Here is a 19,556-nt window from a genome sequence, read left to right on the forward strand (position 1 = left end):
CTAATTCCTTTGGTCATCAACCTCGACACCTTGTGGAATGGCAAAGGTGAAACGCTCGGCTTTCGGTTTGTTCAAATCAATGTTGGCGAACTCGAACGCACTCTGCTGGCCGTCTTGTTCAATCACACTAAACCCTTTCACTGCGCCTTTTGCGTCTATCTCGAGCTTAAATTGACCTTGATTTGAGTCTACAGCGGTGGGGACAAGCGTAAACACATCGTCCTGTTGAGATACATTGTAGTTCTCCCAGTCACTCGCGCGATTTCGAGTCAATAAAACGAACGGCGTTTGCTCAGTCGCTTGCTCTTGCCAATAGATGCTGACTTGTTCGATAAACGGGCTGTAATACCAAAGGCTTGTACCATCTGAGACCAGCACGTTTTCATCTGGAAATGTGGTTGTCCAACGAAACAAGCTCGGGCGAGAAATTTCCACCGTGCCCTCGCCTTCCATTACCAGCTCGCCATCAGGGCTTATTACCTGCTGCGTAAAGTCAGCACTAAAACCTTCTGTTTGTTGCAAACGTTGATTTAGTTCGTCTTTTGGCGCTGCCAATACAGAAAAACTCATAAATAGTAATGCGGCCAATTTTTTCATCAATCTTTTGTCCTATAGAGTCGCAATAACTCTCTTTATATTCGTGTTTCGAACTTGGTTTGACCGAAAAAAGTTAACTTTGTTCTATTTTCCACAGCACTGCTTGAACTTTTTACCGCTACCACACAAGCATGGGTCGTTACGTCCCAACTGTTTGTACGGATTGACACTTTGCGACTTAGCGCCAACCATGGCTTCGTCGGCGGCTTGCGCGACTTCAATGATCATAAGATCAAGTTGGTCAATAAAATCTTCCAATGACGGCGGTGTTACAATGCCCGCTTCTCGCATTTGAGCCTGAGCCTGCTCTTCATCAATCGCCAGCATAAACGAAGTCAATAAAGCTTGCAGCATGCGCAGTGTCCCATCGCCGATTTGCACTTCTTGCCACTGCTCTTCTACTGTTGGCCAGAGCGTCATAAAGCCCTCTGCCATATCAGCTAGCTGCTCTCTCTTTGAAGCCTCGTCAAGTAGTCCGAGTAGAGAGTACTCATTCGCCTTCAAATACGTGTACTGCTGGGTAATGTGCGCTTCAATCGGCGTTTTCACGTGACTCGCGTTGGCAGAAAACACGTTTTCCAACCACGCTTCCGGTGCTAGAGGCTGCGTTGCCATGTTGGCAGCAAGGGTTAACCCTTCGACAAAATAAGGAGACTCATTAGTGAATGAATCTGGCAGTGTCAGTAATTGATAGGTCATTATTCATTTCTAGTGTTTAACTGATAACCCTTGCATTATAACCCCATCCAAGGCTTGAGGTCACTGCAAGACTCCCCTAGCCTCAAGCCTGCACCTTTTGGTCATTACAGCGTCATAGTTTCAGCGAGTTGTTGAAAGTTAAAACTCGCCTTCTCGTTCCCAATCGCGCAATCTTATCAAAGCAGTGACTTTTGTATCACTTGCCACTAAAATCACGCCTCCATAAATAGAGGCGTTTTTTATGCGATTAGTTCTTGGCCCGATGGAGGGCGTGTTGGATCATTTGATGCGTGAGATCTTAACCGACATCAATGATTATGATTTGTGCGTCACTGAGTTTGTTCGAGTGGTCGATCAGCTCTTGCCTGATCATGTCTTCCATCGCCTTTGCCCAGAGCTATTGCAAGGTTCTCAAACCAAATCGGGCGTCCCTGTTCATGTTCAACTGCTTGGCCAAGACCCTATTTGGATGGCAGAAAATGCCATTAAAGCGGCAGAATTGGGGGCAAAAGGCGTTGATCTTAACTTTGGCTGCCCTGCGAAACTCGTCAATAAAAGCAAAGGTGGTGCAGCCCTTTTGCAACATCCAGAGCTGATTCATCAAGTCGTCAAAGCATGCCGTGAAGCAGTGCCAAGCCATATTCCGGTGACAGCCAAAATTCGCCTTGGCTGGGACAACCCAGAAGACTGCTTCGAGATTGTCGACGCAATAGAAAAAGCAGGCGCCAATGAGTTGACCGTCCATGCGCGTACCAAAGCAGGCGGCTACAAAGCAAGCGAAATTAAGTGGGAGTACATCGGGCAACTTCGCGAGCGTTTCACGATTCCACTGATTGCCAACGGTGAAATTTGGAATTACGAAGATGGTCAAGCCTGTATCGAAACAACGGGCGTAGATTCTTTGATGGTATGCCGCGGTGCGTTCAATGTTCCCAACCTTGGAAATGTGGTTAAACACGACCACGCGATTATGCCTTGGTCCGAGGTGGTCGAGTTGCTGCTTGTATATTCTCAGTATGAAATGAAAGGCGATAAGGGCCTTTACTACCCGAACCGAGTTAAACAGTGGTTCTCTTACTTACGCCAACAATACCCTCAAGCGGCAGATTTGTTTCGCGAGATCCGTACCTTTAATAAGGCAGCGCCAATCGTTGAGCATATAACACGCTATCGTGACGCGTTAGCCACCCACTAAAACACTATCTGGTTTTTGCCATGGGTTTTCGCATAGTAGAGCTTTTCGTCGGCAGCTTTAAACAGTCGTTCAAAGCTGGGAGGAGTGTCGCCGTTCACAATCTCAACGCCACCAGAAATGGTAAAGCCCGACTCGAGTACCTGTGTCGAGTCATCTCGCACGGCGTTTAGTACTCGCTGTAAGCCGAGTTTGAGCGGTTCAATATCGCTACTGGTCATAAAAATAACGAACTCTTCACCACCAATCCGCGCGGCCGCATCACTATTACGAATGCAGCGACTGACTTTATCGGCCATGTAGATAATGACTTGATCGCCCACGTCGTGACCATAGGTATCGTTGATCGCCTTAAAATTATCGATATCAAATACCGCCAGCGCTAAATAGTCATCTCGCGCAACTTTGTCGAGGTAGCTTTCTAATCCCCGTCGGTTGAGCAACCCTGTCATTGGGTCTTTCGCTGCCAACTGTTTGAAGTGATGTCGCTCCGCTCGCATGTTGATAATGATCAACAAGGTCACGCTAAAAACATAAACAAACGCAGCAACTAATAAACCATAGCGTTGTAAATAGAAGAAGTTGAATAGTTCGCTTTTTACATCAGGGCGATAATATAGACGGTAGTGACCCGCGAGCCCTTCAATATTTAAAGGCTCGATACGTATCGCCGTTTCAGGAGGAGATTGGTCAGCAAGGTTATAGAGCCCGATCTCCCCAACCAAGCGCTGTTGACTCTGCAACAGGCCATGATAGGAAAGATCGAGTGATAACATACCTTGATGTTCACCCTGATTAAACACGGGCATGGACAAGCTCATCACCATGTCGCTACTCGACGCCATCGGTACTGGGGCATTGATAGTAATCAAATCCCTATTTTGCGCCGTGATCTGCCAAAACGGCCGGGCTTTAATGGTGTCAAGTAACTCTGAGGTAATGCTTTTAGCATACGTATCTGGGGACGACATCACGTACCCTTCACTATCGATATAGTGAATACCGAGTAAAAAGCTGTCTATATCGTGAAGAAAAGAGAGCAAAGGCGCCAAAGAGACTTGACTGGATGCTCGCTGATATAGAGCGCTGTCAGGGTCGCACAACTCGACGCCGCCGACCAACATATAGTTAATATCGATAGCGGGTATCGCGCCTTTACCCTCCGCTCGGAGCAAAGCATCTATCGGCCACATTTGGCACAGCTCATCGTCCACTTTGCGATTATGATCCACCAACCAGATAAAATTCGGTTTAGAGTAATTTGAAAAGCTATAGTCAATGGCTGAAAGAACTTTGGTGGTCCGTGCTAGCGCTCGATGCACCCGGCCGTACTCGTCATCGATTTCTCTGCCTACTGCGTCGAAGTAATTTTTTGCCGTGAGCGCAACAATTAATAACGAGACAACCAGAGGCATCAAAAACACGTACGCTAAACTAAAATGCCGAGTTACTTGCATCATCACCCTTAAAAGAGAAAAAGCCTATCGCTCACCGATTCAGCAATAGGCTTAGTTACAATATCATGGTCCATTATGTCACAAAGTGACCGTAACACATCGGCCATTACCTGGTGGCGCGATCAATTTAACAACAAGCTGTCATCCGCTAGCTCTTCACCACGCACTTTGGAGAACATTTCTAGTAAATCAGGTACTTGCATATTAGCGCGCTGAACACCATCAACATCGAGTACGATCTCTCCTTGATGGAGCATAACGGTACGATCGCCACAAGCTAACGCGTCTTTCATCGAGTGAGTGACCATCATGACCGTCAAGTTGAACTCAGCCACGATTTTTTTGGTCAAATCGATGATAAACGCCGCCATACGTGGGTCTAGTGCAGCGGTGTGCTCATCTAATAACAAAAGTTTGCTGTCAGATAAGGTTGCCATGACCAAACTCACTGCTTGACGCTGTCCACCCGAGAGTAAACCAATACTGTCGCTGAGCCTATCCTCAAGACCTAGTCCAAGAATACTAATACGTTCTTGAAACAGCTTACGTCGTTGACTCGACAAAGATAAACTCCAACCTCGAGACTTACCACGCATATAAGCCAACGCCATATTTTCTTCTATGGTCAAATCGCCACAAGTTCCCGCTAACGGATCTTGAAATACGCGCGCGCATTGCTTCGCACGCTGATCGACAGATTGCTTAGTCACATCGAGTTCGTCGATGATAACTTTTCCGCCCACCATCGGCGTCTCTCCGGTTACCGCCCCTAGCAGGGTGGACTTACCGGCACCATTTGAGCCAATTACCGTTAAAAACTGGTGTTCTGGCACCTCTAACGTGACTCCACGTAACGCTCGGTTTTCTAAAATAGTCCCTGGATTAAACGTCACTTGAATATCTTCTAAACGGATCATGCGGTCTCTCCTGACTCACTCGACTGCTTCTGTGGACCTTTACCTTGAGCAGGAGCACTACGCTTTTTTGCTTTTAGGTTTCCTTTAATTTTGGGCGCGATCAAGGCGATAGCCACCAGCACAGCCGTCACTAGATTGAGATCGGAGGCTTGCAAGCCAAACATACCTGTACTGAGCGCGAATGCCACCGCCAGACGATACAACACCGAGCCAACGATCACCGCCAACACTGCGACCCAAATCTTCCGTCCTGGGATGAGCGTTTGTCCTAAAATGACCGCAGCGAGACCCACGACTATGGTCCCCACCCCAGATGTCACATCGGCAAAACTGTTGGTTTGCGCAAATAACGCGCCAGCAAAGCCAACAAAGCCGTTCGATAACGCTAAACCAAAATAGGTATAAAATGCGGTGCTCGCCCCCTGAGCTGAAACCATACGCGCATTTACGCCAGTAGCCCGCAAGCCGAGTCCAAAATCACTGTTCAAAAGACGGACAACCAACCATGCAGACACCAACACTAGTAACCCAACAATCAAAGGACGAATGAGCATAGGATCGCCGACAGTTTCAAACGGCGTTAAGATGGTTTCTTCGCCAAGGAGGGCCAAATTGGGGCGGCCCATAATACGGATATTGATGGAAAAAGCTGCAATCATGGTCAGAATCGACGCTAGCAAATGCAATATGCCACAGCGAACCGCGAGAAACGCCGTTACCCAGCCAGTAGCCGCGCCGGCAATGACAGCCATGAAGGTTGCCAACCAAGGATTGATTCCGGCAACGATAGCGGTAGCCGCTACCGCAGCCCCCATAGGGAAACTGCCATCAACACTTAAATCGGGAAAATCAAGCACGCGAAAGGTTAAATAGACGCCAAGAGCAACCAGACCATACAGCAAACCGATCTCTAACGCGCCAAAGAAAGCAAAAGCAGACATAACTACTCCCTAACTGTGAACAACATAGCCCCAAGCCGAACAGAGTTCGGCTTGGGGCGGGAGATTATTTAACGCTCGTCGCGCGATCGAGAACGGATTGAGGGATAGCAATACCAAGTTTCATTGCTGCACTGCTATTAACGACCAAATCAGACCCTTTGGCGACCTTAACATCTAGACTACCTGGCTCGGTGCCTTCGATGATAGCCGCTACGTAGTCGGCTGTTTGCACACCGACTTGGTAGTAATCAAAACCTAAGCTGGCAATGGCTCCTTTGTCAACGTAAGAAGTCGCACCTCCAAGCACGGGGGTTTTTGCCTGATTTGCGGCAACGATCATGCCTTCAATTGCGCTCGCGACCGTATTGTCAGTGGGGGCGTAAATCACATCAGATTTCGCTGCAATCGCTTGAGTAGCAGACTGGACGTCTGCGCTCTTAAGCGCGGTCGCTTCGACGACTTCTATCCCTTGCTCTTGAGCGCTTTGCTTGAGAAGTTCGACCAAAGTCACCGCGTTAGCTTCACCCGGGTTAAACACCACACCAATAGACTGCACATCCGGCATGATTTCCTTAATCAACTCAACATGTTGACTCACTGGAGAGAGATCCGACAGACCGGTCACGTTTTTTCCGGGCTGCTGCATTGTTTTGACCAACTTGGCCCCAACAGGGTCGGTGACCGCAGTGAACACGACTGGAATTGAACGAGTCGCGGAAACTAAAGCTTGTGCAGTGGGTGTCGCAATACCGACTAGAACATCCGGCTTTTCACCGACGAACTGGCGCGCAATCTGAACCGCTATCGCTGGGTTTCCTTGCGCCGTTTTGTAATCAAACTCAAGGTTTTTGCCCTGCTCATAACCCTTTGCTTTTAAACCATCGAGCAAACCTTGACGAGCAGCATCCAGCGCGGGATGTTCGACAATCTGCGATACAGCTACTTTGGCGGTTTTGGCCATAATACTCGTTGAAGAGAGTAACGTGACACCTGCGAGTACGGCGGTGGCTATAACTTTTCCTGCTTTCATCTTAACTCCTTGATGTAATACCCATTCCTTTGAGTGACTTTGGTCAGGTATAAGCAAATTGATGTGGTGTTTTAATCATCATTATCACTGCACATTTTGTGTGCATAACAAATATTATTACCAGTTAGCTGTACAAAAGAAAAGCAGGTTTTAACATCAAAGTAACAAAAAGAGAGACTGGTGACTGTTTAACCTTTCACCGCGTGGATCAGTATGTTACGTGGAGTCGCGTCGCGTGAGCAAAACTCAGACAGTGAAACGCGATAGCCGGCGCGCTCCAAGTAGAGTGCTTTGTCCAACACCAACCAAAGCTCTAGCGCTCGACGAAAAGGTTGCTGAACCAAACTAAGCCGTTCCATGTGCCAATAGCGCTCAATGCCCTTTTGATGGTAATGGTCATAGTCAACCTCAGGTAAAAACCAGCCTTTTTGCTCACAAGCCCATCGACAAAACGCTTTAAAACCTTGAGATAGCTGTGATTTTTTAATACTCGGCATGGGTTGGTAATCCGTCTGACCCAAGGACTCACGCAATAAAACATCCAGCCCCAACCGATAGCTCATCTCATCGATGCGGTGGCGTTTGACTCGCTCTCCCCCAGTGACGGTTTCTTGCAGAGGAATCCTGAGCTCTTGTTTGGTCAAACGCAATCTCGATAGCTGTCCAACTTCAGAAAGTGCTTGGTATTGGTCATCGTTAATCAGGTGATAACAGCAGGGGGAGAAAGTGATCGCAGGCAATTGGTGCTGCACCGAGTGCTGGATCAACGCCACGTGTAAATCACCACAAGCATGAAGAGCCACGGCATGTTGATGTGGACGAAACACTGCACTCGCCTGCGGTGAAAAAGCATCCCCCTGAACAAAGTGCATCGGGAGGTCGAGTCTATCAGCCTCGTTCTGTCCGGTTTGACACAAGGTCGCCTGAAACTCAAAACTAGTGACAGGCTGGCGGGTTTGGCTGGCCAGCACTCGTCCCAAGAATCCTTTGCCAGAGCACCACTCCAACCACTCATTTCCATGATGATCATGGAGCAAAGCTTCACCAATTGCACAAATTTGTTCAAGTTTACGCCCTGGAACCCCACTATCGAGCCCACGAGGCAAAGTCAGCGCCTGCTTAGGACTCGGAGACAGGTGTGTCCAGTGACAGACTCGCGTCAATTGGGGTAGGAAGCTCGTCAACGCCTCGATGAGCTGGTGCGTATTTTGTTTGTAGTATTCAATTTGATTTTCACTTAGACAAGCTAACCAGTCACATAACGGTGCATCATGCTCTTGCCATGGAAAAGGATTCTGTTGGCTAACAAAGAATGGTTCGAATCGCCAGTAGGCTTGGTTATCGAGTAAAAACTGATTGAGTGCTTGGAACTGATTGAGCATGACTTCCCCCCTGAGCGTAGTGTAGAGGGAAGTCAATCAAGATGGTAGCGGTTAACGCACTGGCAAGTCGATATCCTTAAACATCTCTTCAATCTCAGCATTAGATTTAAGAGATAAGGCCTGTTCAACCACAGGTCGAGTTAAATGCGGAGCAAATCGCTCCATAAAATCAAACATGTAAGAGCGCAAGAAGGTACCACGTCTAAAACCAATACTCGTCGTGCTCGCACCAAAGATATGACTAGCATCAATCGCCACTAAATCAGTATCTTGTTCTTGGTCGATCGCCATACTTGCAATAACACCAACCCCAATTCCCATCCTAACATACGTTTTAATAACGTCAGCATCGGTGGCGGTAAACACGACTCTTGGCGTCAGACCGTATTTATTGAACGCGGTATCTAGCTCTGAGCGCCCCGTAAATCCAAAGACGTAAGTCACCAAAGGATAAGACGCCAAATCTTGAATCGACACCTGCTCTTTTTGCGCGAGTGGGTGGTGTTTCGGTACGACGATTGATCGGTTCCAGTGGTAGCATGGCAACATGATGGCGTCTTGATACAGGTGCAATGCCTCGGTGGCGATAGCGAAATTTGCCGTTCCTTTAGCAATCGCCTCCGACATCTGTGAAGGCGTGCCTTGGTGCATATGCAAAGAAACCTTCGGATATCGCGCAGTAAACCCTTTGATGACGTCTGGTAATGCATAGCGCGCCTGAGTATGAGTGGTAGAAATATTAAGCGTTCCCATTTCTGGATGGGTGTGTTCTCCGGCGACCGCTTTGATGCTCTCAACTCGAGCAAGGATCTCTTGCGAGATACGAATAATGTCCTGACCTGCTCCCGTCACTTGAGTCAAATGCTTGCCACTGCGTTCAAAAATTTGAATACCCAACTCATCTTCAAGCAAACGAACCTGCTTGCTGATCCCCGGCTGCGAGGTGTACAAGCTTTCCGCAGTAGCGGACACATTCAAGTTATGGTTGACGACCTCAACAATATACTTCAATTGTTGTAATTTCATTCTTGACCTCGTAATCCCTTATCAACGCCATACAGCGAGCAGACATAGTTTATAATATTTAGTTATAACGTCTCTATGGTCAAATTGATAGTCCAATCGCATTTAGGCTCCAGAAAAGCGAAGGACTTTTCCCTTGAGTGATGTTTTTGCAATCAATTACTCAGAAAAAGCGTTGTATTGCTGTTTTTGATTAATAAAATTGATCTGTTAGGCGATAATACAAATTAGGTGCAGGGACTTTTACTAATCATGTATGCTAACCTGCTAACCATTAAGAAAACATAAGATACGGAATTTATGAATATTGGGTTAATCATAGCTTTAGTTGCCATCTTACTCGTCTTGGTTCTTGGCTATAACATTATGCTGCAGTATAAAGTTAAAGCGGAAACCGCTCGCAAGCAGGAAAGCTCGCGCTATCTACAAATCATCGATGCGACTGAAGAACTGATCGGTCATGCACACCACCTACCCTTCAGTAAAGAGCTGTTAGTCTGCCTTAACACCCGTATCTTGGATGCTTTGCAGAACATGTATGAGCTAGATCCAAAGAATAAACAGCTTGAGCAGCGCGTCATTAACATGAAACAGCAGATCAAACAGCTCAACGACAATCATCAAGGCAACGAAAGTACTACTTTTAAAGTCCCTAGCAGTGACAAACAAGCGATTGTGATGCTGAAGTTAGTTAAACGCTTAAGAGACACTATTCGCAGCGAACACAATAAGGGACGTTTTGAGACCCAGGCCTATGTGGCAGAGAATGCCCGTTTGGAGACAATACAGATTCGTATCAACATCGAAAACGTGATCAAACGTTCAAATGATGCAATCGTTCGTGGTCAACCTGGCACAGCTATCCAATTGCTTAAAAAAGGCCTAGATGCCTTATCAACCAAAAACGATAGCTACTCCAACCAAGCACGCGAGAAGCTACAAACCATGTATGACGAGTTGGAATCTAAACGTCAGTCCAAAAACGCAGAAGATTTGCATCAGATTGAAGAGGACCAACGTAAAAACGATATGGATGAACTCTTCGGTGAAAAGAAAAAGTGGTAATATAGCCGCCCAATATATTCATACAAAGGTCGCGTTTGCGGCCTTTTGTTTTTAATCTCGTTATAACCACCATGATTGAACTTAAACAATACCAAACACTACTCGACCCGATAAATCAGTTTCTCCATTGCACAACCCCTGATGAGTGGGTTGTCGAGGCTGCTAAAGCGGAAAACCTCAATGTTATCCTCATCGATCATTTACTTTGCGAGCTGAAAGCTGGCCAATCAGCGATGTACTTGATTCGTAAGTACGCGGTGGATAAAGCCAGTGCCCATAGTTTATTAGACTGGTTCAAGCCGTATGAGGATTTTGCCTATCGCAAGACAGGGAACTTGCAAACACTCAAAGGCAAGAGCAGCATTTCTAAAACGATTATGGCTAAATCTGACTCGCCTTACAGTCAAGATCTCATCGATAAAATGGTATTGCTAATAAAAGAAGAACTGCATCATTTTTACCAAGTGCTTGAAATTATGGAGCAGCGAGGCATCGCTTATGAGCCTGTGCAAGCGAGTCGGTACGCGAAAGGGTTGATTAGTCATATGGCGACCCATGAGCCACAGACCTTAATTGATAAGCTCATTATCGGTGCCTACATTGAGGCTCGATCGTGTGAGCGCTTCGCTAAATTGGCCCCTAATATGGACGATGATATCGCCAAATTTTATATTTCGTTGTTACGCTCTGAAGCTCGACACTATCAAGACTATCTCACTCTAGCAGAGGAAATCGCAGGTGAAGAGATCACGGAACGAATTGATTACTTCGGCCGATTAGAAGCCGAACTAATATCATCGCCAGATTCTGACTTTAAGTTCCACAGTGGTGTCCCAGTTGAAGCTAGAAGCTAGAAGCTAGAAGCTAGAAGCTAGAAGCTAGAAATATTAAGAAGTTGATGTTTAAAGCATCAACCTCTTTCACTTTTAAAAACCGAAAATTAAACATTCAGTGTTGCGTTTATTTCGGCCAGAATCGCTGCTGGGTCAGTCGCTTGAGTAATCGGGCGACCAATAACCAAGTAATCTGAACCCGCTTGAACCGCATCAACAGGCGTCATAATACGCTTCTGGTCACCTACCGCGGCGCCTGCAGGGCGAATGCCTGGAGTGACAAGCTTAAACTCTTTACCGAGCTCACTCTTGAGCATAGAAGCTTCTTGCGCTGAACATACCACACCATCTAGACCCGCGTTCTTAGTCAGGCTCGCCAGACGAATCACTTGCTCTTGTGGTGCTAGATCTAGCCCAATACCAGCCAAATCGCTCTGCTCCATACTGGTCAATACCGTTACGCCGATAAGTAGCGGACGATCTTGTCCATAAGGCTCTAGAATCTCACGCGACGCAGCCATCATACGCTCACCACCACTCGCGTGTACATTCACCATCCAAACGCCCATTTCTGCCGCTGCCCGGACCGCTTTAGAACAGGTATTCGGAATATCGTGGAACTTAAGGTCAAGGAATACGGAGAAACCACGTTTGTGTAGCTCTTTAACGAAATCAGGACCAAATAGCGTGAACATCTCTTTACCTACTTTTAAGCGGCAAGAGCTCGGGTCAATTCTATCAACAAAAGCGAGTGCGTCTGCCTGGTTATCATAATCCAGTGCAACAATAACTTTTTGGTCGGTCATTTCATCTCCTAACTTACTTTAAACAAATCGAAAAAAAGCAGCGGGATCGCCGCTGCCATTTGCTATGGGATATACCCTGTCTTGTAAAATCATTCGCCATCCAATCCACGAATTGGCTTAATTGTTCCCCACCCTTTACAGGAAGGACAATGCCAATACATTGAATGGGTCGAGAAACCACATTTACGGCATCGATAATGGGGTTTGACTTTGAGCTGCTCTCCCACTAGCTTCTGTAGCGTTCCCAAGCTTGCTTTCGCTCGCCCTTCTTCCGCTTCCGCAAGATGATAGTCCATCAAGCGATAAAAGCCTTTCATCGTCGGGTTCTTAACCAATTGACGAGTCAGCAATTCTTGAGCCGCACCTACCCCATCATGCTTAGCTACCATCTGAGCGAGCATTAATTCTGCCGATACGCCCACTTTACTGACGATGCACTGGCGTAAAAAATTGAGCAGTTCGTCTTCTTGATCAAGATGGTGGTAACACTCGGCCAATGTCGGCAGTACTTCGCTAACAAAATCGCTATCTTGCTCAAGTACTTGCTCCATATATTTAATCGTATTTTGGTAATCTTCAGAGTCGAGATAGAGCTTTCCGAGCGCAATACTTGCACGAACACACTTAGGATCTTCAGCTAGCGCTCGCTTAAAGTGTTGTATCGCCACGCTGTCGTTGCCGTCTGCTTTTTCTTGCATCGCCAGTTCACACCAAAAGTGCGCAATACTCGTGCGCATGCGTTTACGCCCCATCTTCACCAGCAAACTGGCATAATGGATGGCTTTACTCCACTCTCGAGTTTGCTGGTAAATGGCGACGAGTTGCTGCAAGGCCGCTTCTTTGTGATCTGGCTCTTCGACTAACTGTTCAAAAATCCTCTCGGCTCGGTCTAAAAAACCTGAAGCCATATAATCTTTAGCTAGTTGTTGCAAAGCGATATTCTTCTGATCGATAGTCAAACCAGAACGAGAAATGAGATTTTGGTGGATACGAATCGCACGATCGACTTCGCCTCGTGACCGGAAAAGATTACCAAGTGCTAGGTGAGTATCGATGGTTTCATTGTCGACTTGTAGCAATTCTATGAAGTGATCGACAGCTTTGTCAGATTGATCAGACAATAGCAGGTTTAACCCCGTTACATATTGTCGCGAAATCTGATGGGACTGTTTCTGCTTGTCTTGCTGGGCACTTCGATTACCCATATACCAGCCGTATGCAGCGGCAATTGGCAATAACAAGAAGAGAATTTCTAACATCGAGTAATAGCCTACCTAAATACGCCTGTTAAGCTTTACCTTGAGTTGGTTCACTTGTTGGAGGAGAAAGTTTATTGATTTGCTTCTTGAGTTTTCGCACTTGAAGTTGAGACTTAAGGTGTAAGCTGCCAAATATTAACCAAGCAACAGCGAAACCAGCGATAAACACGCCACCAAGCAAAGTCGACAAATGGAAGTCACCCTGTGCGAGCAGGTAGTTAAACGTCACCACGGCTTGGTTTTGAGAGCCTAGAGCCAAAGCAACTAAAAATAGGGCCAGTACAAGAACGATTTTTATAATTTTCATAGTCCATCACCTAAGATAAATTCCGCCGTTACGATTATGCAGGAAAAGCGCTAAACAAACCATGGTTATATCGGTTATTAGGATGATAAAAAAGCGGCATACTTAGAGTATGCCGCTTTTTTATCAATATTTTAAAGCTAGTTAACCGAGATTAACGCGCTCACGTAATTCTTTGCCAGGTTTGAAATGAGGAACAAACTTGCCTTCAAGTTCCACTTTTTCGCCCGTCTTGGGATTACGACCCACTCGAGGCTCTCGATAGTGTAAAGAGAAGCTACCGAAACCACGAATCTCGATTCTGTCACCATCCTCTAGTGTTGACGCCATATGCTCTAAAATATCTTTTACAGCATCTTCTATCTCTTTTGCAGAAAGGTGCGTCTGTTCAGCACAGAGTCTTTCGATCAATTCAGACTTAGTCATAGTTGCCCTCATAGAGTAATTTATCACTTATTATAGTAAGTAATACCAGTTCCAACAAACACTTGCTTTAAATATTAGACAAAATTTGACCAACATGTGCAAAGAAAAAAGGCTTTTTTCACAATAGTTTGTAGAGATTGGTATTACTACTCACTCAAACTGGAAACATAAAAAAGGAGCCTTGCGGCTCCTTTTTCTTAAAAGCGAATAAATTACTCGCCTTTAGCTGCTTTGAAAGCGTCCGCCATAGCGTTACCGAATGAAGCATCGTCTGCTTTGTTCAGTGAAGCCATTGCTTCTTGCTCTTCAGCTTCGTCTTTAGCTTTGATAGATAGGTTGATTACGCGGTTCTTACGGTCTACACCTGTGAACTTAGCTTCAACACTGTCACCAGCGCTTAGGATTAGAGAAGCGTCTTCTACGCGGTCACGAGAAACTTCAGAAGCGCGGATGTAACCTTCTACGCCTTCTTCAAGCTCGATAGTTGCGCCTTTCGCGTCTACTGCAGTTACAGTACCGTTAACTAGAGCACCTTTCTTGTTGTCTGCAACGTAAGCATTGAATGGGTCGTTTTCCATTTGCTTAACGCCTAGAGAAATACGCTCACGCTCTGCGTCTACTGCTAGAACAACTGCTGAGATCTCGTCGCCTTTCTTGTACTCGCGTACTGCTTCTTCGCCAGCAACATTCCAAGAAATGTCAGATAGGTGAACTAGACCGTCGATGCCGCCTTCTAGACCGATGAAGATACCGAAGTCAGTGATAGACTTGATCTTACCAGTTACTTTGTCGCCTTTAGCTTGCGCTTCAGCGAAAGACTGCCATGGGTTAGCTTTACACTGTTTCAGACCTAGAGAGATACGACGACGCTCTTCGTCGATTTCAAGAACCATAACCTCAACTTCGTCGCCAACATTAACAACTTTAGATGGGTGGATGTTCTTGTTAGTCCAATCCATTTCAGAAACGTGTACTAGACCTTCAACGCCTTCTTCGATTTCAACGAAACAGCCGTAGTCAGTTAGGTTAGTAACACGACCAGATAGTTTGTGGCCTTCTGGGTAACGCTTAGCGATTGCTACCCATGGATCTTCGCCTAGTTGCTTAAGACCTAGTGATACGCGAGTACGCTCACGATCGAACTTAAGAACTTTAACTTGGATCTCATCACCAACGTTTACGATCTCAGATGGGTGCTTAACACGCTTCCAAGCCATATCAGTGATGTGTAGTAGGCCGTCTACGCCACCTAGGTCTACGAACGCACCGTAGTCAGTAAGGTTCTTAACGATACCTTTAACTTCTGCGCCTTCTTGTAGACTTTCTAGAAGCTCATCACGCTCAACGCTGTTCTCAGACTCGATTACTGCACGACGAGATACAACTACGTTGTTGCGCTTCTGGTCAAGTTTAATAACTTTGAACTCTAGCTCTTTGTTTTCTAGGTGAGCAGTGTCACGGATAGGACGTACGTCAACTAGTGAACCAGGAAGGAAAGCACGGATACCGTTTAGTTCAACAGTGAAACCGCCTTTAACTTTACCGTTGATGATACCAACAACAGTTTCAGCTTCTTCGTAAGCCTTCTCAAGTACGATCCAAGCTTCGTGACGCTTAGCTTTCTCACGAGAAAGTTGAGTTTCACCGAAACCATCTTCAACAGCGTCTAGAGCAACGTCTACTTCAGCACCAACTTCAACTTCAAGTTCGCCAGCAGCGTTCTTGAACTGTTCAGCAGGGATAGCAGATTCAGACTTAAGACCAGCGTCAACAAGAACGAAACCGTTCTCGATAGCTACTACAGTACCTTTAACGATGCTGCCTTGTTGGAATTCTGTTTCGTTTAGAAACTCTTCAAAGAGTTGAGCAAAAGATTCAGTCATTTAATTAATCTTCAATAAATTAAACGTCCACGGGTATCCTACCGCGTGGGGTTATTAAATTCGCCGGTCATCATCCTTGCGACCAACGCTCTGACCTAGCCGCCTATGCGACTAGCTTAGATTCGATATATTGTAGTGCCTTTTCCACCACTTCGTCGATACTCATCGTGGTAGAATCTAGCAATAGCGCATCCTCAGCGGGGCGTAAAGGCGCCACTGGGCGGTTACGATCTCGGTCGTCACGCTCTTGGATCTCGCTCAAAAGGTCGTCAAATTTAACATCTAACCCCTTGCCTTGCAACTGTTTCAATCGGCGATTCGCTCGCTCTTCAGCGCTGGCATCGAGGAAAATTTTCGCCTCGGCTTGTGGAAAAACGATCGTCCCCATGTCGCGACCGTCAGCCACTAACCCGCGCCCTTCTGCAAACGCTCGTTGACGTCGCAAGAGCGCTTCTCGCACTCGAGGTAAAGCGGCTACTTTTGACGCTGCCATACCGGTTTCTTCTTTGCGTAGCTCGCCCGACACGTCTTCACCTTCTAAGATAACTTTCACTAAGTCACCTTCAGCGATAAATTGGACATCTAAATGAGTCGCTAACGGCACAAGCGCATCTTCAGACTCTAAATCAACACCGTGATGAATCGCGGCTAGTGCCAGCACTCGATAGATAGCACCAGAGTCTAATAAGTGAAAACCTAGCTTTTTGGCTAGCAGCATACAAAGCGTACCTTTACCGGCACCACTTGGTCCATCAACGGTTACCACCGGTGTATGAGACGACATGTTTTACTCCAGGTTAGTTGCTGGTCTAGGCTTAACAACCTGACCTTGTTCGGCGAGAAATTATAGAGGTAAACGGAAAGAGGTTCTAGGCGGGATCGAAACGAAATAGAAAAAAGAGTGCCTTGACACTCTTTTACGGGACTACAGCTGGATTCGGCTGCGATTCTTCTCTACGGTTACAAGGCCAATGCCTTTCACAGACGTTAAACTTTCTGCGCTAGTAAAATCGCCGTGTTGTTCGCGATAAGTCACGATCGCTTGAGCCTTTTTTAAACCAATGCCTTGTAGTAAGTCAGCGATCTCTTCCGCACTGGCCTGGTTAATGTTAACAGTGATCTCTATCCCTTCATATTTTGCGTTGGTGGTTTCCTGTTGAGCGAAAACGGTTGGCGCAAGACAAAGTAGAGCAAGGGTCAAAAGTAGTTGTTTTATCATCACATGTTCCTATTTGGTGTTAAGTCCTTTGAGCCTAAACCGATTGACGAAACAGAAAACCTATCAGTCATAAAAACAAAACGGACTGCCTAAGCAGTCCGTTGTGACACATATATCAGTTACATCTGGAGCAATACTTAGTTCACGACGTAATACTCGATATCTGTTGTTTTACGCAAAATACTGACCAATCCAGACAAATCCTGCTGCGCATTAACTTGCGTGATCTGAGAGCCGATCTGCTGGTTGTATTGTGGGTCAAACTCTGAAGCTACATTAACAAGCTCCACGATAACAATGTCCCCATTGATATCTTTAGCCTGAGCGTATTGCGCTTGCTCTTGAGTGGGTTTTGCCATCGAGAATACTACATCGGCTAACGGCGAACTGCGGTCGAGCGTTTCAGTGTCAGAAAAAGCAAGACCATTGTCGTTCAGTGATGACTTTTCACCTTGTTTTAGATCTGCTATTAGCGTCTGTGCGAGTTCAATCGCCGCCTGTTCACCCTTGACGTTTGAAAGAGCTTGCGTGACTTGATCACGAACTTCAGCAAGTGGAAGCACAGTTTCATCGCGGCTTTCTTCAACACGAACGACGATAACGTGTTCTGGCGCAACCTCGATCACTTCTGAGTTCAAACCATCTTCTTTAACTTCAGGACTGGTAATCGCTTGCATAACAGCAGGCGTTTTCAGTAGCTCGGGGGCATCAATTTGAGAGATGAAATCTGTGGTTTGAATCTTGGCATCAATCGCTTGTGCAGAGTCATCAAGAGAATCAGGGTACTCAAACGCGACTCGCTCTAGTTCGCTCTGCAACTCATAGAATTTGTCGACCGCTTGTTGGTCTTCAAGTTCTTGTTTAATGTCGTTTACCACCTCTTGATAAGGCTTAACAACCGAGTCTTTTAGTTCATCAAGCTTAATGATGTGATAACCAAAGTCAGACTTTACTAACCCCGTCGTATCACCGACGTTTTCCAGCGCGAACGCCGCTTCTTCAAACGCAGGATCCATCACATCGCGCTCAATCCAACCTAGAGCGCCACCTTCTGATGCACTACCAAAGTCGTCTGACTTTTCTTGCGCCAGAGTGGCAAAGTCAGCGCCTGATGTCAGTTCATCTAAAATAGCTTGCGCTTTGGCTTCATCATCACCTTCAACCAAGATATGGCTAACACGACGTTGCTCGTCTGAAGAGTACTTATCTAAGTTCTCCTGATAGTACTGCTGAGCCTCCTCGTCGGAAATGGACAGGCTTTGCTTGAGTTGCTGCGCTGACAATTCAACATACGCGACTTTTACTTGCTCTGGGCGAGTATAGCGTTCAGCATTTTGCTGATAAAACTCTTCGATTTCTTGCTCAGAAAGCTCTGCTTGCGCGGCAAAGTCAGCCAAAGAGAGCGTGATCTTGTTGATATCGCGAGTTTGAGTCAGTAGTTTGCTTTGTGTTTCAACTTCACCAGGAAGAGAAAAATCACTCGCTTGAATCGCGGTCAGAAGCTGATTGCGCACTAAATCGCGACGAAGGTATTCAGCAAAGCTTTCTGCTGAAAAACCCGCACGGCGCAAAGCAGACTGATAAATTTCTTGATCAAACTGCCCATCGACTTGGAACTGAGGCATATCGAGAATCATTTTTCGCACTTGAGCGTCGCTGACACGAAGCCCCAGTGATTCAGCATGCTGCTCGATCAACAAATCATCAACCATACGATCGAGTACCGACTTGCGGAAAGACTCAACATAGCTTGGATCGGCAAGCAGATTAGCGAAGTAATCACCAAGCTGTGCTTGCATACGATTACGTTCATTCTGGTAAGCTTGCTCGAACTCACCACGACCAATCTCAACATTGCCTACTTTTGCTGCCGAATTGTTTGAGCCACCGACAATGTAGCTACCAACACCAGCAAAAACAAAAGACAGGATGATAAGCCCTAGGATAATTTTAACCGCGATGCTATTCACGCCTTCGCGTAATCGGTCCATCATACTTAAACTACTCTCCGCTTATACAACTCACATGAGCGCTATCGCTCGCTAGCTGTACATTACTAAATTAAAATCTGGATAACGCGATAATATCAGAAAAAGAAATGCGCATCAGTATGATGCGCATAATTTAAAAAGGTTCGAAAAAATACGCCTAAGTGGCGATTTTTTGATTAGTTGCAGGAATCTTTTAGTGCTTTACCTGCTTTGAACGCTGGTACTTTTGCTTCAGCGATTTGGATCTCTTCACCCGTCTTAGGGTTACGACCTGTACGAGCTGCTCGAGTACGAACGCTGAAAGTACCAAAGCCAACTAGAGCAACTTGGTCACCAGATTGAAGCGTATCGCCCACTGCTTCGATAAATGCGTCTAGAGCACGACCCGCAGAAGCTTTCGATAGATCTGCATTTTCTGCGATTTTTTCTACTAATTGTGTTTTATTCACTGTGATTCCCCTTTGCGCCACCTGGTTATTTTTTTATAGGTAGCTATACGTTCCATTTCGTTTCAAATTAGCGACAAACCCTT

Annotated in this window: 20 protein-coding genes; 3 read left to right on the forward strand and 17 right to left on the reverse strand. The window is 46.2% G+C overall.

Going from position 1 to position 19,556, the window contains the following annotated elements; genetic code table 11:
* Both lolA and FCU94_RS09040 read right to left on the reverse strand, forming a co-directional pair.
* On the reverse strand, positions 1-597 hold the full coding sequence (gene lolA, locus FCU94_RS09035) for an outer membrane lipoprotein chaperone LolA (RefSeq protein WP_176288206.1): 597 nt from the start codon (positions 595-597) through the stop codon (positions 1-3).
* 84 nt (positions 598-681) lie between these two features.
* Positions 682-1,296: an SEC-C metal-binding domain-containing protein gene (locus FCU94_RS09040; RefSeq protein WP_176288207.1), complete on the reverse strand. Its 615-nt coding sequence runs from the start codon at positions 1,294-1,296 to the stop codon at positions 682-684.
* A 241-nt stretch (positions 1,297-1,537) separates the two neighbouring features.
* Between FCU94_RS09040 and dusC the strand changes: the two genes are divergently transcribed.
* A complete protein-coding gene (gene dusC, locus FCU94_RS09045; RefSeq protein WP_176288208.1) occupies positions 1,538-2,491 on the forward strand; it encodes a tRNA dihydrouridine(16) synthase DusC in 954 nt (317 codons plus the stop codon).
* On the opposite strand, the gene FCU94_RS09050 is transcribed toward dusC, so the two are convergent.
* From FCU94_RS09050 to cysB, 6 genes are all read right to left on the reverse strand, one after another.
* On the reverse strand, positions 2,488-3,948 hold the full coding sequence (locus FCU94_RS09050; protein WP_369597239.1) for a GGDEF domain-containing protein: 1,461 nt from the start codon (positions 3,946-3,948) through the stop codon (positions 2,488-2,490). The genes dusC and FCU94_RS09050 overlap by 4 nt on opposite strands.
* A 119-nt stretch (positions 3,949-4,067) precedes the next feature.
* Entirely contained in the window at positions 4,068-4,862 is a 795-nt protein-coding gene (locus FCU94_RS09055; RefSeq protein WP_176288209.1) for an ABC transporter ATP-binding protein, read from the reverse strand.
* The gene (locus FCU94_RS09060) at positions 4,859-5,803 is read right to left on the reverse strand and encodes an ABC transporter permease (RefSeq protein ID WP_176288210.1); all 945 of its coding nucleotides are present in this window, start codon (positions 5,801-5,803) and stop codon (positions 4,859-4,861) included. The genes FCU94_RS09055 and FCU94_RS09060 overlap by 4 nt, the downstream gene beginning before the upstream one ends.
* A gap of 64 nt (positions 5,804-5,867) precedes the next feature.
* A complete protein-coding gene (locus tag FCU94_RS09065) occupies positions 5,868-6,833 on the reverse strand; it encodes an ABC transporter substrate-binding protein (protein ID WP_176288211.1) in 966 nt (321 codons plus the stop codon).
* A gap of 188 nt (positions 6,834-7,021) precedes the next feature.
* Complete coding sequence (locus FCU94_RS09070; protein ID WP_176288212.1) at positions 7,022-8,215, reverse strand: methyltransferase; 1,194 nt, start codon at positions 8,213-8,215, stop codon at positions 7,022-7,024.
* Between the two features lie 51 nt (positions 8,216-8,266).
* A complete protein-coding gene (gene cysB, locus FCU94_RS09075) occupies positions 8,267-9,241 on the reverse strand; it encodes an HTH-type transcriptional regulator CysB (protein WP_176288213.1) in 975 nt (324 codons plus the stop codon).
* Positions 9,242-9,538: 297 nt separating this feature from the next.
* Between cysB and FCU94_RS09080 the strand changes: the two genes are divergently transcribed.
* Both FCU94_RS09080 and miaE read left to right on the forward strand, forming a co-directional pair.
* Positions 9,539-10,303 (forward strand): DNA repair protein, encoded by a 765-nt coding sequence (locus tag FCU94_RS09080; RefSeq protein WP_176288214.1) that lies wholly within the window; start codon positions 9,539-9,541, stop codon positions 10,301-10,303.
* 71 nt (positions 10,304-10,374) lie between these two features.
* Positions 10,375-11,157, forward strand: coding sequence for a tRNA isopentenyl-2-thiomethyl-A-37 hydroxylase MiaE (gene miaE / locus FCU94_RS09085; protein WP_176288215.1), 783 nt, complete (start codon positions 10,375-10,377; stop codon positions 11,155-11,157).
* Positions 11,158-11,243: 86 nt separating this feature from the next.
* On the opposite strand, the gene pyrF is transcribed toward miaE, so the two are convergent.
* The 9 genes from pyrF to FCU94_RS09130 all read right to left on the reverse strand — a co-directional run bounded on the left by pyrF (position 11,244) and on the right by FCU94_RS09130 (position 19,473).
* The gene (pyrF, locus tag FCU94_RS09090; protein ID WP_176288216.1) at positions 11,244-11,942 is read right to left on the reverse strand and encodes an orotidine-5'-phosphate decarboxylase; all 699 of its coding nucleotides are present in this window, start codon (positions 11,940-11,942) and stop codon (positions 11,244-11,246) included.
* Between the two features lie 89 nt (positions 11,943-12,031).
* A complete protein-coding gene (gene lapB / locus FCU94_RS09095) occupies positions 12,032-13,201 on the reverse strand; it encodes a lipopolysaccharide assembly protein LapB (RefSeq protein ID WP_176288217.1) in 1,170 nt (389 codons plus the stop codon).
* 28 nt (positions 13,202-13,229) lie between these two features.
* Positions 13,230-13,508, reverse strand: coding sequence for a LapA family protein (locus FCU94_RS09100; RefSeq protein WP_176288218.1), 279 nt, complete (start codon positions 13,506-13,508; stop codon positions 13,230-13,232).
* A gap of 141 nt (positions 13,509-13,649) precedes the next feature.
* Positions 13,650-13,931 (reverse strand): integration host factor subunit beta, encoded by a 282-nt coding sequence (gene ihfB, locus FCU94_RS09105; protein WP_176288219.1) that lies wholly within the window; start codon positions 13,929-13,931, stop codon positions 13,650-13,652.
* A 212-nt stretch (positions 13,932-14,143) separates the two neighbouring features.
* Positions 14,144-15,814, reverse strand: coding sequence for a 30S ribosomal protein S1 (rpsA, locus tag FCU94_RS09110; RefSeq protein WP_176288220.1), 1,671 nt, complete (start codon positions 15,812-15,814; stop codon positions 14,144-14,146).
* A gap of 103 nt (positions 15,815-15,917) precedes the next feature.
* On the reverse strand, positions 15,918-16,598 hold the full coding sequence (cmk, locus tag FCU94_RS09115) for a (d)CMP kinase (protein ID WP_176288221.1): 681 nt from the start codon (positions 16,596-16,598) through the stop codon (positions 15,918-15,920).
* Positions 16,599-16,739: 141 nt separating this feature from the next.
* Positions 16,740-17,033, reverse strand: coding sequence for a ComEA family DNA-binding protein (locus FCU94_RS09120; RefSeq protein ID WP_176288222.1), 294 nt, complete (start codon positions 17,031-17,033; stop codon positions 16,740-16,742).
* A 137-nt stretch (positions 17,034-17,170) separates the two neighbouring features.
* The gene (gene ppiD / locus FCU94_RS09125) at positions 17,171-19,027 is read right to left on the reverse strand and encodes a peptidylprolyl isomerase (RefSeq protein ID WP_176288223.1); all 1,857 of its coding nucleotides are present in this window, start codon (positions 19,025-19,027) and stop codon (positions 17,171-17,173) included.
* 173 nt (positions 19,028-19,200) lie between these two features.
* Entirely contained in the window at positions 19,201-19,473 is a 273-nt protein-coding gene (locus FCU94_RS09130) for an HU family DNA-binding protein (protein WP_004414742.1), read from the reverse strand.
* Positions 19,474-19,556 lie beyond the last annotated feature (83 nt).

It is taken from the genome of Vibrio sp. JPW-9-11-11, from assembly GCF_013369335.1.
Lineage (GTDB): Bacteria > Pseudomonadota > Gammaproteobacteria > Enterobacterales > Vibrionaceae > Vibrio.

Coding starts and splice junctions, on each gene's coding strand:
- lapB (WP_176288217.1), bottom strand. CDS start 13,201: ATGTTAGAAATTCTCTTCTTGTTATTGCCAATTGCCGCTGCATACGGC.
- FCU94_RS09050 (WP_369597239.1), bottom strand. CDS start 3,948: ATGATGCAAGTAACTCGGCATTTTAGTTTAGCGTACGTGTTTTTGATG.
- lolA (WP_176288206.1), bottom strand. CDS start 597: ATGAAAAAATTGGCCGCATTACTATTTATGAGTTTTTCTGTATTGGCA.
- FCU94_RS09065 (WP_176288211.1), bottom strand. CDS start 6,833: ATGAAAGCAGGAAAAGTTATAGCCACCGCCGTACTCGCAGGTGTCACG.
- FCU94_RS09080 (WP_176288214.1), top strand. CDS start 9,539: ATGAATATTGGGTTAATCATAGCTTTAGTTGCCATCTTACTCGTCTTG.
- cysB (WP_176288213.1), bottom strand. CDS start 9,241: ATGAAATTACAACAATTGAAGTATATTGTTGAGGTCGTCAACCATAAC.
- dusC (WP_176288208.1), top strand. CDS start 1,538: ATGCGATTAGTTCTTGGCCCGATGGAGGGCGTGTTGGATCATTTGATG.
- pyrF (WP_176288216.1), bottom strand. CDS start 11,942: ATGACCGACCAAAAAGTTATTGTTGCACTGGATTATGATAACCAGGCA.
- FCU94_RS09055 (WP_176288209.1), bottom strand. CDS start 4,862: ATGATCCGTTTAGAAGATATTCAAGTGACGTTTAATCCAGGGACTATT.
- FCU94_RS09120 (WP_176288222.1), bottom strand. CDS start 17,033: ATGATAAAACAACTACTTTTGACCCTTGCTCTACTTTGTCTTGCGCCA.
- FCU94_RS09070 (WP_176288212.1), bottom strand. CDS start 8,215: ATGCTCAATCAGTTCCAAGCACTCAATCAGTTTTTACTCGATAACCAA.
- rpsA (WP_176288220.1), bottom strand. CDS start 15,814: ATGACTGAATCTTTTGCTCAACTCTTTGAAGAGTTTCTAAACGAAACA.
- FCU94_RS09100 (WP_176288218.1), bottom strand. CDS start 13,508: ATGAAAATTATAAAAATCGTTCTTGTACTGGCCCTATTTTTAGTTGCT.
- FCU94_RS09060 (WP_176288210.1), bottom strand. CDS start 5,803: ATGTCTGCTTTTGCTTTCTTTGGCGCGTTAGAGATCGGTTTGCTGTAT.
- FCU94_RS09040 (WP_176288207.1), bottom strand. CDS start 1,296: ATGACCTATCAATTACTGACACTGCCAGATTCATTCACTAATGAGTCT.
- ihfB (WP_176288219.1), bottom strand. CDS start 13,931: ATGACTAAGTCTGAATTGATCGAAAGACTCTGTGCTGAACAGACGCAC.
- miaE (WP_176288215.1), top strand. CDS start 10,375: ATGATTGAACTTAAACAATACCAAACACTACTCGACCCGATAAATCAG.
- ppiD (WP_176288223.1), bottom strand. CDS start 19,027: ATGATGGACCGATTACGCGAAGGCGTGAATAGCATCGCGGTTAAAATT.
- cmk (WP_176288221.1), bottom strand. CDS start 16,598: ATGTCGTCTCATACACCGGTGGTAACCGTTGATGGACCAAGTGGTGCC.